The sequence below is a fragment of the Streptomyces sp. NPDC007164 genome, assembly GCF_040634135.1.
GTDB classification, from domain to species: Bacteria; Actinomycetota; Actinomycetes; order Streptomycetales; family Streptomycetaceae; genus Streptomyces; species Streptomyces sanglieri.
On the sequence record NZ_JBEYFB010000004.1, the window covers coordinates 93282 to 105799 of the forward strand.

At 71.6% G+C, this 12518-nt stretch carries 13 protein-coding genes; 4 read left to right on the top strand and 9 right to left on the bottom strand.

Features of this window, described 5'->3' with window-relative positions:
• Positions 1-63 precede the first annotated feature (63 nt).
• On the bottom strand, positions 64-687 hold the full coding sequence (locus tag ABZ622_RS09125; RefSeq protein ID WP_259928766.1) for a M48 family metallopeptidase: 624 nt from the start codon (positions 685-687) through the stop codon (positions 64-66).
• A 236-nt stretch (positions 688-923) separates the two neighbouring features.
• On the opposite strand from ABZ622_RS09125, the gene ABZ622_RS09130 reads away from it, so the two are divergent.
• Both ABZ622_RS09130 and ABZ622_RS09135 read left to right on the top strand, forming a co-directional pair.
• Positions 924-2069, top strand: coding sequence for a ThiF family adenylyltransferase (locus ABZ622_RS09130; RefSeq protein WP_360541725.1), 1146 nt, complete (start codon positions 924-926; stop codon positions 2067-2069).
• 41 nt (positions 2070-2110) lie between these two features.
• Positions 2111-3610 (top strand): AarF/ABC1/UbiB kinase family protein, encoded by a 1500-nt coding sequence (locus tag ABZ622_RS09135; RefSeq protein WP_360541726.1) that lies wholly within the window; start codon positions 2111-2113, stop codon positions 3608-3610.
• A gap of 75 nt (positions 3611-3685) precedes the next feature.
• Here the strand turns inward: ABZ622_RS09135 and ABZ622_RS09140 are convergent, their stop codons facing one another.
• The 5 genes from ABZ622_RS09140 to ABZ622_RS09160 form a co-directional block, all read right to left on the bottom strand.
• Positions 3686-3901 (bottom strand): hypothetical protein, encoded by a 216-nt coding sequence (locus tag ABZ622_RS09140; RefSeq protein ID WP_360541727.1) that lies wholly within the window; start codon positions 3899-3901, stop codon positions 3686-3688.
• A gap of 171 nt (positions 3902-4072) precedes the next feature.
• Positions 4073-4396, bottom strand: coding sequence for a hypothetical protein (locus tag ABZ622_RS09145; RefSeq protein WP_124717384.1), 324 nt, complete (start codon positions 4394-4396; stop codon positions 4073-4075).
• 32 nt (positions 4397-4428) lie between these two features.
• On the bottom strand, positions 4429-4797 hold the full coding sequence (locus tag ABZ622_RS09150; RefSeq protein ID WP_124716511.1) for a WhiB family transcriptional regulator: 369 nt from the start codon (positions 4795-4797) through the stop codon (positions 4429-4431).
• Between the two features lie 173 nt (positions 4798-4970).
• A complete protein-coding gene (locus tag ABZ622_RS09155; RefSeq protein WP_360541728.1) occupies positions 4971-5306 on the bottom strand; it encodes a hypothetical protein in 336 nt (111 codons plus the stop codon).
• A gap of 165 nt (positions 5307-5471) precedes the next feature.
• Complete coding sequence (locus ABZ622_RS09160) at positions 5472-7664, bottom strand: ATP-dependent DNA helicase UvrD2 (protein ID WP_360541729.1); 2193 nt, start codon at positions 7662-7664, stop codon at positions 5472-5474.
• Between the two features lie 357 nt (positions 7665-8021).
• On the opposite strand from ABZ622_RS09160, the gene ABZ622_RS09165 reads away from it, so the two are divergent.
• Entirely contained in the window at positions 8022-8276 is a 255-nt protein-coding gene (locus ABZ622_RS09165; RefSeq protein ID WP_360541730.1) for a mycoredoxin, read from the top strand.
• Between the two features lie 80 nt (positions 8277-8356).
• On the opposite strand, the gene nudC is transcribed toward ABZ622_RS09165, so the two are convergent.
• Positions 8357-9304 carry an NAD(+) diphosphatase gene (gene nudC / locus ABZ622_RS09170; RefSeq protein ID WP_259928770.1) on the bottom strand — a complete coding sequence of 316 codons (948 nt, stop codon included), beginning with the start codon at positions 9302-9304 and terminating at the stop codon, positions 8357-8359.
• Between the two features lie 44 nt (positions 9305-9348).
• On the bottom strand, positions 9349-10743 hold the full coding sequence (locus tag ABZ622_RS09175) for a dipeptidase (RefSeq protein WP_360541731.1): 1395 nt from the start codon (positions 10741-10743) through the stop codon (positions 9349-9351).
• 171 nt (positions 10744-10914) lie between these two features.
• Here ABZ622_RS09175 and ABZ622_RS09180 point away from each other — a divergent pair, with 171 nt between their 5' ends.
• Positions 10915-11661, top strand: a complete 747-nt coding sequence (locus ABZ622_RS09180) for a hypothetical protein (protein ID WP_360541732.1) — start codon at positions 10915-10917, stop codon at positions 11659-11661.
• A gap of 57 nt (positions 11662-11718) precedes the next feature.
• Here the strand turns inward: ABZ622_RS09180 and ABZ622_RS09185 are convergent.
• Positions 11719-12518, bottom strand: an 800-nt coding sequence (locus ABZ622_RS09185) for a PD-(D/E)XK nuclease family protein (protein ID WP_360541733.1), incomplete at its 5' end; no start/stop codon positions are given.

The following is a 12518-nucleotide window of genomic DNA, read 5'->3' on the forward strand; positions in this document are numbered from 1 at the left end:
GGCTAACCGCAAAGTCCGACATCGAGCTAAGTCGGTACACACCCGGTACAGAATCGGTGGACGTCACTCACCGCGCGCGGCGGGCAGCTGGGGCAGCCGGTCGGCCGCCACCACGCCCTCCAGGTATCCGCGCGCCCGCTCGGTACGCGGGTACGCCTCCAGCAGCCGCCAGAAGCGTGGACCGTGACCGGGAACGAGCAGGTGGGCCAGCTCGTGGACCAGCACGTAGTCGACGACGTACTCGGGCATGCCCTGCAAGCGGTGCGACAGGCGGATGCTGCCCTCCGCCGGGGTGCAGGACCCCCAGCGGGTGTTCTGGTTGGTCACCCACCGCACCGAAGCGGGCCTGGCCCGGCCCTCGAAGTACTGGGCGGACAACCGCTCGGCGCGCTCGGCGAGTTCGCTGTCGCCGAAGACGCGTCTGCTCTCCTGTGCCGCGAGCTTGTCGAGCATCACGTTCACCCAGCGCTGCTCCTCGGCCTCCGACATCCGGGCCGGGATGAGCACGATGGTGCGGTCGCCCTCCCGGTACGCGGAGACCGTTCTGCTGCGGCGGTTGCTCCTTCGGACCTCGACCGCACTCGTTGCCGAGGCGCGGGGCGGACGGTCCGTCGCGCTGCGCTGCTGGGTTCCTGCACTGCGCGCGGGGGTCTCCCCGGCGATTCCGGGTGACGGGTCGGCGGGCACGCCACGACGTTACCCGGTGGCGGCGGGGGAAGTCCCGTCTCCGGACGGTTCACGCTTGATCCACTCCATGGCATGCACCATTTGAACGACTAATACCCCATGCCTGTGGATAACTTTCTGCACGCTTCGACGCCTGCCTGCATTCTGACAACGGATCTCGCGAAGATCACGGGCAGCGGCCCGCGAGCGGGGATCAGGGAACCGCAGGGATCAAGCAACTCAGACCGGGGGTAGCCGTGCATCCGATGTTGAAGCCCGCACTGCGCCGCGCTTGGCGCGGCCGGGGCACCGTGCAATTCGGTGTGACTCACGCCCATGCCGTGAAGTTCGGCCCGCTGGATATCGCCACGGGCAGTTTTCTGGAACTGCTCGACGGAACACGCGGCCTGCCGCTGCTGCGCGAGGAGGCCCGCGCCCTTGACCTGTCGCCCCATCAAGTGGAGGTCTTGGTGCGCCGCTTGATGAACGCGGGACTGATCGACGACGTACGGGCCGCCGGCCCGGAGGCCGACGCCTTGCGGAACAGGCCGGGCGCCCTGGACCGGCACCGCCCCGATCTGGCGTCGCTCTCCGTCGTTCATCCCGAACCGGGCGGCGGGATGCGGCGGCTGGCGGCCCGTCGGGCGATGCGGGTGCAGGTGCGGGGTGCGGGACGGGTCGGTGCCGCGATCGCGGCGGTGCTGTCCGGGTCCGGGGTGGGCCGGGTGGAGGTTCTGGACGGCGGGCACGCCGAGCCGTGCGACATCTCGCCCGGCGGGCTTCCGCCGGCGTCCGTCGGGGAGCGCAGGGACACCGCCGCCCGGCAGTTGGTGCGCAGATCCGCCGCGGGTCCGGCTCCCCGGGCGGCGGAGACGGCGGGTTCCCCGGCCGGTGGCGAGCCGGGTCTGTCACTGATCGTGATGGCCCCCCGCGACGGCTTCACGGCGTACGTCCCCGATCCCCGTGCGGCCGAACCGTGGATCGCGTCGGGGACGCCTCATCTCTACGCCGGAGTGACGGAGGCGACGGGGTTCGTCGGACCTCTGGTCCTGCCCGGGGGTACGGCCTGCGCCGGGTGCCTGGCGCTGGACCGCGCGGCCGGCGACGAGGACTGGACGAGGATGCTGTCCCAGTGGCAGTCCGGGCGGCGAACTGCTGTGCAGGCCTGCGACCTGGGGCTGGCGACGGCGGTCGCGGGGCTCGCGGCGGCCCATGCGCTGTCCTTCCTGGACGGCGAACTGCCGGCGAGCACGGGGACCCGTTGGGAGGCCGCGCTGCCGCTGTTGGACTGGCGGGCCGAGCGGCTGGGGCCTCACCTCGGCTGCTCCTGTGGAGCGGCTGGGCACACTGACCGGGAGGGCTCCTCCGGGACCGGAGCGATGCAGGACACAATGGCCGGGTAACCGCCGCACGCGGTACGGCAGTCTGGGATTTGGAGGGGCTCATGTCTGATCTACCCCGGAAAGCGGTCACTCGCACCGCCAAGTTGGCCGCCCTGCCTCTGGGCTTCGCCGGCCGTGCCACGTGGGGGCTGGGCAAGCGGATCGGCGGGAGATCGGCGGAGCTGGTCGCCCGGGAGGTGCAGCAGCGGACCGCGGACCAGTTGTTCAAGGTCCTTGGCGAGTTGAAGGGCGGGGCGATGAAGCTCGGGCAGGCTCTGTCCGTCTTCGAGTCGGCACTGCCCGAGGAGGTCGCCGGGCCGTACCGGGCGGCGCTCACCAAGCTCCAGGAAGCCGCACCGCCCATGCCCAGCAGTACCGTCCACGCGGTGCTGGAGGAGCGGCTCGGTGAGGACTGGCGGGAGTTGTTCCTCGAATTCGAGGACAAGCCGTCGGCCGCCGCCTCGATCGGCCAGGTGCACCGGGCGGTCTGGCACGACGGGCGGAACGTCGCGGTGAAGGTGCAGTATCCGGGCGCGGGTGAGGCACTGCTCTCGGACCTGACCCAACTCAGCAGATTCGCCCGCCTGCTCGGCCCGCTGATTCCCGGGATGGACATCAAACCGCTCATCACGGAGCTGCGCGACCGGGTCTCGGAGGAGCTGGACTACGAGCAGGAGGCGGGCTCGCAGCGGGATCATGCCGAGGAGTTCGAGGACGACCCGGATGTCGTGATCCCCGGCGTGGTGCACCAGTCCGACCAGGTGCTGGTGACGGAGTGGATGGACGGTGTCCCGCTGTCCGACGTGATCGCGGAGGGCACACCGGAGCAGCGGGACCGGGCGGGGCAGCTGCTGGCGCGCTTCCTCTTCTCGGGGCCCGCGCGCACCGGCCTGCTGCACGCGGACCCGCATCCGGGCAACTTCCGGCTGCTGCCTCCGGACGAGGAGACCCGCGAGGACGGGCAGTGGCGGCTCGGAGTGCTGGACTTCGGGACGGTGGACCGGCTGCCGGGCGGTCTCCCCCGGACCATCGGGGACTCACTGCGGCTGACGCTGGCGGGTGATGCGGAGTCGGTGTACGAGCGGTTGCGCGAGGAGGGGTTCGTCAAGGACACGATCGACCTCGACCCGGACGCGGTGCTCGGCTATCTCCTCCCGATCATCGAGCCGGCGCAGGTGGAGGAGTTCACGTTCACCCGGAGCTGGATGCGCAATCAGGCGGCGCGGATCGCGGATCCCCGCTCTCCCGCCCATCAGCTCGGCAAGCAGCTGAATCTGCCGCCCGCCTATCTGCTGATACACCGGGTGACGTTGAGCACGATCGGCGTGCTGTGCCAGCTGGGTGCGACGGTGCGGCTGCGCGACGAGCTCGAATCCTGGTTGCCGGGCTTTCTGCCGGAGGACGAACCGGAGCCTGCGGCACCGGAAGCTGAGACGCAGGAACCTTTGGTACAGGAATCCGCGGCACCAGAAGCCCCGGTGCGGGAATCCGCGGTCCGGGAGGCCGACGAGCAGGGGCCCGAGGTGCAGGAGTTGGCGGGGGACGCGCCTCTGGGGGCTTAGGTCCGGGGCTGCGCGGCTGGCGGTCCCGTCGCCGGGCGGGGATCACCACAGGGTCGGGGGCACCACCAAGCGGAGTCACCACCAGGCGGAGTGCAGCCTGCTCTCGATCGACCTGATGTGGGTGCGGGCGCACTCCTCGCAGAAGTACTGGCGTCTGCCGTTCTCCACGGAGCAGAGCCAGGTCAGCGGTGCGGTCTCGCTCTCGGCGGAGCTGCCGCACAAGGCGCAGGTGACGACGGCGGCGTCGCTCTGCGCGGGTCGCTGAATCCGGTGCTGGGTCTCCTCGTCCACCTCGTGACGATAACTCCGTCACCGCCGCGCCGCGCGGCGCCACCGCACAGCACGACCGCGGGGCCGGTCCGTCTCGGACCGGCCCCGCGGAAGGGGTACTGACTGTGGGTACTGATTGCTGCCGGGCAGAGCGGCTGCCCGGCGGCGGGTACTACTGGTGTGCGGCCCTGCTCAGTGCATGACGGCCATGGCCAACGCCCGGCGGGCGCGCATCGAGGCGCGCTCGGCCCGGCGCTGCATACGGCGCGCGTTGACCAGGCGTACTGCCTGGCGCTCCGTGTCGGCCTCCCTCATGCGGTCGTGCATATGAGCACGAGCCAAGGCTTCTGGGATGAGTTGCATCTCGCGGGTCCTGTTCTGACGCGAGTCGTTCGCGCCGATGATCGTGACGTTCGGTGTTGCGGAGCCGACGGGCTCATTCGTGGGGACGGACATTGCTGCCTGATTTCGGGGATCGTGGGTGTGGGGACGGTCGATGGTGCCGATGCGCTTCATGGGTTTGGGGGCCGCGGCCCCCAGTCCGGCGATCACGCCGCGACCGGGTTCTTGCGCGGACGACCACGCGGCCGCTTACGAGCGACGACGACTCCCTGGATGAAGAGCTCACCGCCCCAGACGCCCCACGGCTCGCGACGCTCCTTGGCGCCGGCGAGGCAGGCCTCGACGAGCGGGCAGGTGCGGCAGAGGGACTTGGCGTACTCGACGTCGGCGGGCGACTCCGCGAAGAAGACCTCCGGGTCGTAGGAGCGGCACGGGACGGGCACGCCGAGGTTCTCGATGGCGTCGTCGAGCGCGGTGAGCGCAGTGAGGGGGAACAAGGTGGAGTCCTCCGTGAGGCCGGGCGGCGGGATCGTGTCGGAAGGCGGTACGGACGGGGCGTGCGCTTCGAGTTGCACGGTGGGTGGTGTCCTCGTCTGGTCGTTCCGGCCTGTTGGCCGGGTGGCGGCTGGTACCGGGTGTTGCTTGTCCCGAGGCTCCTTCGCGCTGTCTCGTCCGTTCGGGCAAAACAAAAGGGCCGCGGATCCCGAGTGGGGTTCCGCGGCCCTGAAGGCGCCGGCCTGATGGTGAATCAGGCTGGATCACTCCAGGGTTCAGGCCCACGGAAGGCCCACATCGTGTGGTGCTGCTTCGTCTGCTTCTTGGTGCCGGATTCCGCTCCCGCACCGACGGCCGCAAAGGCATAGGCCTGGGCCTGTCCCTTCGCTACTGCTGCTGCCGGTGCCTGAGCCGGTCGCTCATTGCGCTCCCGCACGGGGAGGCTCGCCAGGGACAGCGGACGTGCGACAGAAATGCCGGACAGACCGGTGCCACGGAGCGGGGACTCGGAAGAGCGGGTGAGGCCGAGCGAGCAGGCGGAGACGACCGAGAGATCGGTCATTTCGTTGGTCTTGATGATGCTGATCACTTCAATCGCCTCCTCTCGGCGTCTCGGGCGGACCGGCGGGCCGGTCCTACGTATTCGGATAAGTACAGCACAGGACCAGGGCTTCAGAGAAGTCGCTGTTCCCGTGGTTAAGAACCTATGGTGATGACTGGGGCAGGCGCAAACTATTTTTTCGACGAGTTCTTCTCACATCTCGTCAGCCGCCTCTCCGAGCACCTCCTCAACCGTCTCACCTGCGCAAATGGCCAGGACGGCGGTCCCGAACCGGCCCAGCTTCCGCGCGCCGACGCCGGAGATCACCGCCAGTTCGCCCTCGCTGCCCGGTACGGCCTCGGCGATCGCCATCAGCGTCTTGTCCGTGAACACGCAGAAGGCGGGCTGGCCGATCTCCTTCGCCCTGACCTCCCGCCAGTCGCGCAGCCGCTCGTACAGCGCCTCGTCCATGTCGGAGGGGCAGTCCTCGCAGCGCATCAGCTTCATCTCGCCGGCGTCGGTGAGGGTCTTGCCGCAGACCCGGCACCGGGCGGGGCCACGACGGCTGCGCCTGGCCACCGGACCCGGGCCCCGCTCGATCCCGCCGCCACCGGCCGTGCCGCGCGTGCCGAGCGGCATCGAGCCGGGGCGCAGGCCGTTGAGGAAGCGGCTCGGGCGCCGTCCGGCGCGGCCGCCGGGCGAGCGGGAGAGCGACCACGACAGCGAGAGGTGGAGACGGGCCCGGGTGACGCCGACGTACAGCAGCCGGCGCTCCTCCTCGATCTGCTCGTCGGTCCTGGCGTAGGTGATCGGCATCATGCCCTCGGTCAGGCCGACCAGGAACACGGCGTCCCACTCCAGGCCCTTCGCGGAGTGGAGCGAGGCGAGGGTGACGCCCTGGACCGTGGGGGCGTGCTGGGCGGCGGCCCGCTCGTCGAGCTCCGCCACCAGGTCGGAGAGGGTCGCGCCCGGCTTGGCCCGTTCGAAGTCCTCGGCGAGCCGGACCAGGGCGGCCAGGGACTCCCAGCGGTCGCGCACCGCTCCCGAACCCGCGGGGGGTTCCTGGGTCCAGCCCTTGGTGGAGAGCACCGCGCGTACTTCCGCGGGCAGCCCCTCCGCGTCGTCGAGCAGGGAGTCGTTGCCCCCGGCGCGGGCGGCGCCGCGCAGGGCGACTCCGGCCTCGCGCACCTCCGCCCGTTCGAAGAACCGCTCCGCGCCCCGCAGCTGGTACGGCACGCCCGCGTCCGCCAGGGCCTGCTCGTAGACCTCGGACTGGGAGTTGATCCGGTAGAGCACGGCGATCTCGCCGGCCGGGACTCCCGCGGCGATCAGATCGCGGATCCGGCGGGCGGTGCCCTCTGCCTCCGAGGGTTCGTCCGCGTACTCCGTGTAGGTGGGCTCGGGGCCGGGGTCGCGCTGCGAGACCAGTTCGAGCCGGTGCTCGGCGGCGCGGCCGCGGGCCTGGCCGAGCAGTCCGTTGGCCAGGTGGACGACCTGGGGGGTGGAGCGGTAGTCCCGGACCAGCTTGACCACGGTCGCGTTGGGGTGGCGGGTGCGGAAGTTCAGCAGATGGTCGGGGGTGGCTCCGGTGAAGGAGTAGATCGTCTGGCTCGCGTCACCGACGACGCACAGGGTGTCCCGGTCCCCGAGCCAGAGGTCCAGCAGCCGCTGCTGGAGCGGGCTGACGTCCTGGTACTCGTCGACGACGAAGTGCTGGTACTGGCGGCGGACATGGTCGGCGATGTCGTGGCGGTCCTGGAGGATCGCGACGGTGAGGAGCAGCACGTCCTCGAAGTCGATCACCGAGCGGTCGCGCTTCAGCTCCTCGTACGTCGCGTAGATCTGGGAGATCTCGGCCGGATCGCGCGGGGCGTCGCGCTGGGTCTTCGCGACCACGGCCGGGTAGTCGCCGGGCACGGTCTGGGTGACCTTGGACCACTCGATCTCGCTGGTGACGTCGCGCAGCTCGTTGCGGTCGAGCCGGATGCGGCAGCGGGCCGCGGCCTCGGCGACCAGCTGGACCTTGCGCTCCAGCAGCCGGGGCAGGTCGCCGCCGACCGCTTTCGGCCAGAAGTACTGGAGCTGGCGCAGGGCGGCGGAGTGGAACGTCCGGGCCTGGACCCCTCCCGCGCCGAGCTGGCGCAGCCGTCCGCGCATCTCACCGGCGGCCCGGTTGGTGAACGTGACGGCGAGCACACTCGTGGGCTGGAGTATCCCGGCGCGCACCCCGTAGGCGATGCGATGGGTGATCGCACGCGTCTTGCCCGTACCGGCTCCGGCCAGCACACACACCGGGCCGTGCAGGGCCGTGGCGACCTCGCGCTGCTCGGGGTCCAGGCCGTCGAGCACGGCGTCGGCCGACTCGGGGACCTGAGGGAAGAGGGAGGAATGCGTTGCTGCTGTCACCCCGCCATGCTGCCAGGTCGGCAGAGGCGGACGCGGAGGTTGTCCACAGGGGAGCCGCGTCTGTCGTACTAATCCGGGGTGACCTCGACGTCCGCCCGCGGGCCGCCGGAGCGACCCCGGCGCCCGCCTGGATGCCGGGCCCCGATGCCGGGCCCCGGGGCCCGGTGCGGGGCGGTGGCGGGAATGGTCGTTGCCTCGCGTACGTTCCCCTTCCGTGCGGTGACGCACGGTCCGGCTTCTCCGCGCGACGGATGTCTCGGCGTGCCGGATGAGACGTACGAGTTCGGACGGGTTCGGACGAGTTCCGACGGGTCCTAGAAGACCAACGAGACAGACGAGACAGAGGAGCGCCTAGACATGTCGGGCACTGTGACGATGTACAGCACCACGTGGTGCGGCTACTGCCGCCGGCTCAAGGGCCAGATGGACCGCGAGGGCATCACGTACACCGAGATCAACATCGAGCAGGACCCGCAGTCCGCGGCCTTCGTCGAGAAGGCCAACGGGGGCAACCAGACCGTTCCCACCGTCCTCGTGGTCGGTGACACGGGTGCCGAGGCCGTCATGACGAACCCGTCCCTGGCTCAGGTGAAGCAGGCGCTCGCCGCCTGATCCCGGCGCGCGTTCCCGCGGTACGGCGACGCCCCCTCCGGTCGAGCACCGGAGGGGGCGTCCGTGTACCGGTCCCGGCGTCAGCCGACGCTGCCCGGCTTCGGGAGCGGCTTGCCGTACCAGAGCTCGATCAGACGCGCCGCGATCGAGATGCCGTACGGAGGCAGGATCTCGCCCGATTCGAAGGCGGCCTTCAGATCCTCGCGGGAGAACCAGCGGGCCTCCTCGATCTCCTCGCCGTCCACATTGATCTCGGACGAGGTGGCCCGGGCCATGAAGCCGAGCATCAGGCTCGACGGGAACGGCCAGGGCTGGCTGGCGATGTACTCGACCTCGCCGACCGTGACCCCCGCCTCCTCGAACACCTCGCGCGCCACGGACTGCTCGATCGACTCCCCCGGCTCGACGAAGCCCGCGAGCGTCGAGAAGCGGCCCTCGGGCCAGTGCACCTGGCGGCCCAGCAGGGCCCGGTCCTGGTCGTCCGTCACGAGCATGATCACCGCGGGGTCGGTGCGCGGGTAGTGCTCGGCGCCGCAGGCCGGGCAGCGGCGGATGTGGCCGGCCGCCGCGATGACCGTGCGTTCGCCGCAGCGGGAGCAGAAGCGGTGCAGGCGCTGCCAGTTCTCCAGGGCCACCGCGTGCACCATCAGCCCGGCGTCGCGCGGGCCGAGCAGCAGACCGGCCTCGCGCAGCCCGGCCGGGCGGGCCGGCTGGTCCATGCGGCCGGGCAGGGAGTCCTTCTGGAGCGCGAAGTAGCTGACGCCGTCCTCGTCGGTGCCGAGGAAGTAGCGGTGGGTCTCGGTGACCGGGGCCTCGAAGGCCGGGGTCATGACGATCTCCGTACCGCCGTCGGCGGTGTCGTCGATCAGCACCTGGCCGCCGGAGACGACGAACACACGGGTGGTCGGGTGGCTCCACGCGGCGGACAGCCATGCCTCGTCGAGGCGGTGGTGCGCGGCGCGGTCGATGCCGCTGGGCGCGGTGAGACCGATGGGCCGGTCTGCGGTGGCGTTGTCGAAGGTGCTCACAGGTGCTTCCTACTCCCCCGGGATGGATCGGGTGTTCAGAGGATTCAGCGGAGTGCGGCGGCCAGCTCGCCCCACAGGTGGGCGGTCGTCTCCACGCCCTTGAACAGAAGGTCCAGCTCGACCTTCTCGTTGGGGGCGTGCCAGCCGTCGGACGGTACGGAGATGCCCAGGAAGAGGACGGGAACGCCGAGCACGTCCTGAAGGTCGGCGGCGGGCCCCGAGCCCCCTTCGCGGGTGAAGAGGATCTTCTGGCCGAAGGCCCGGCCCATGGCGCGGGCCACGGCCTGCAGGGCGGGGTGGTCCAGCGGGGTCAGGCAGGGGCGGGTGGCCGGGGCGAAGGTGATCCGGTGCCCGACTCCGGCCGGGATCCGTGCTTCCGCCCAGGCCCGGACCACGTCCTGGATGCGGTCGGGGTCCTGGCCCGCGACCAGCCGGAAGCTGATCTTCACCAGGGCGGAGGACGGGATGATGGTCTTGGATCCGGCGCCCTGGTAGCCGCCGCCGATGCCGTTGACCTCGGCTGTGGGGCGGGCCCAGATGCGTTCCAGGGTGGAGTGGCCGGCCTCGCCCGATGCCGCGCGGGACTTGGCGGTGCGCAGCCAGGTCGCCTCGTCGAAGGGCAGCTCGGCGAAGAGCGCGCGCTCGGTGTCGGTGAGTTCGGCCACACCGTCGTAGAAGCCGGGGATCGCGACCCGGCCGTCCGCGTCGTGCAGTGCGGCGACGAGCCGGGCGACGGCGGTCGCCGGGTTGGGGACCGCGCCGCCGAACGAACCGGAGTGGATGTCCTGCTCGGGGCCGTACAGCTCGATCTCGCACTCGGCGAGGCCGCGCATGCCGGTGCAGACCGTGGGGGTCGACTCGTCCCACATGCCGGTGTCGGAGACGATCACCGCGTCGGCGGTGAGCCGCTCGGCCCGCTCCTCGACCAGGGCGCGGAAGTTCGGCGAACCGGACTCCTCCTCACCCTCGATCAGCAGCTTGAGGTTGACGGCGGGGGCGGTGCGGCCGGTGGTGGCGAGGTGGGCCCGGACGCCGAGGGTGTGGAAGAACACCTGCCCCTTGTCGTCGGCGGCGCCCCGCCCGTACATCCGGCCGTCGCGGATCACCGGCTCGAACGGGTCGGTGTCCCAGCCGTCCTCGCGGGCGGCGGGCTGTACGTCGTGGTGCCCGTAGACCAGGACGGTCGGGGCGTCCGGGTCGTCGGACGGCCAGTGGGCGAAGACCGCGGGGGCGCCGGGCGTCTCCCAGATCTCGGTGACCGGGAAGCCGGTCTCCTTGAGCTTGGCGGACAGCCACTCGGCGCTGCGCCGTACGTCCCCGTCGTGCTCCGGCTGGGCGGATACGGAGGGGATGCGCAGCCAGTCGGCGAGGTCGTCCAGGAAGGCTGTGCGGTGCCGCTCGGTGTACGTACGGACGGCGCTGTCCGGGGTGTCGCTCATGGCCTTGAGCCTAGTGCCTCGCCCGGCGGGGTCCTCCCGCCCGAGGTCCGGGGCCCTGCCCGCACCGCTGTGGCCGGATACCTGTCGGTGCCGCCGCTCCTCCAGTTGAATGGCCTCCTGAATGGCCTTGCGGGGCGGCGCACGTGCCCGGAGGCGAGGGGGGAGAGGGAGTTGAGCGGTTCAGGTGCGGGTACGCCGCCGGGTCGGCGGACCGGGGAGACGGCCGCGTGGGTCTCGGCAGTCACCGCTGTCGTCGGTCTGCTGCTGGCGGTGCTGGGGGTCCCGCTCGTCGGTGGTTCCTCGGCCAACCGGACCATCGCCGACAACGCCGGCGCTCCGGCCGCCCCGGCCTCGTCCGCACCGGACCGGCCCGGTTCCCCGGACGCGACCGACGAACCCGGCGCCACGACCTCGGGGCCGTCGCGGGCTGCCCCGCCGCCGGTGCCCGAGAGGTGGCGCCGGGTCGAAGAGCCCGGTCTCACGGTCGCCTTCGCCGTGCCGGACGGCTGGACCCGGAAGGAGAGGAACGCCATCCAGAGCAACTGGGTGTCTCCGGACGGTGCCCATGACATGAGCGTCAAGCGGGACACGTCGTACGGAGCGACTGCCCAGGACGCCTCCGCCGGGCAGCTCGCCTGGTACCGCGACACCGCCAGGTCGTCGATGGCCGGTCTGAAGGCCGGCACCCACACCACCCGGCAGAACGGCCGGAGCGCCCTCTGGCTGGAGATCGACTACCACTGGGCGGGCCAGAGCGAACCCCGCAAGCGCGTCGAGGTCTTCGTCCCGGGCGAGGCCGGCCAGGTCTATCAGCTGCTCCTCGACACCGCCGCGACCCCCGGCGGGCTCGCCGCGCAGCGGCGGCTGTTCACGACCGCCCGCGCCCAACTGCTGATCGACCGGCCCGCGCAGTCCTAGTCCGTACCCGTCACAGGGCGTGCCTGCCCCTGGGCCCCGCCCCGGGGCGGGCACGGACTAGTCCGGCTGTTCGTCCAGCAGGATGCGTTCCAGCTCCGCCCGGCCCGGCAGGCGCTTGGGGTGGACGGTCTCGCCGCTGCGCACGTACAGGAACGTGGCGGTGACGTCGGTGAGCGGCAGGTCGTGCAGTTCCGCCCAGGCCAGGCGGTAGACCGCGAGCTGGAGGGGGTCGGCGGTGTTGGCGCGGGTGGTCTTCCAGTCGACGATCTCGTACGTGTCCCCGGTGCGGTACACCGCGTCGATGCGGCCCCGGATGATCCGGCCGGCCAGGGTGATCTGGAACGGTGTCTCGACGCGGTACGGGGTGCGGCGGGCGTACGGGGTGCGCTCGAAGGCCTCCTTGAGTGCGGCGAGGTCGCGCTCGTCGGCGATCTCGGCGTCGCTCTCGTCGCCGCCGGGCAGCTCGTCGGGCCCGAGCATGGGCAGCGGCAGCTCCTCGAAGCGGGACTCCACCCAGGCGTGGAACCGGGTGCCCCGGCGGGCCGCGGGCTGCGGCGGCCGCGGCATCGGGCGGGCCAGCTCCTGGGCGAAGCCGTCGGGGTCGTCGGCGAGGCGCAGCAGCTGGGTGGCGGAGAGCGACGCGGGTACGAGGACGTCGCGCACGGTGGCGCGGGCGCGGCGCAGCTCGCCGGCGAGGGCGTCGAGGTCGCGGTCCCAGGAAGCGAGGGTGCGGGCTTCCTCGGGGGTGAGACGGTGCCCCTCGGCGGGCTCGGGGGTACGGGCGGCCGGGACGTGCGACAGGGGGGCGGGGGGCGCGGGAGCGGGGGGCGCGGGAGCGGGGGGCGCGGGAGCGGGGG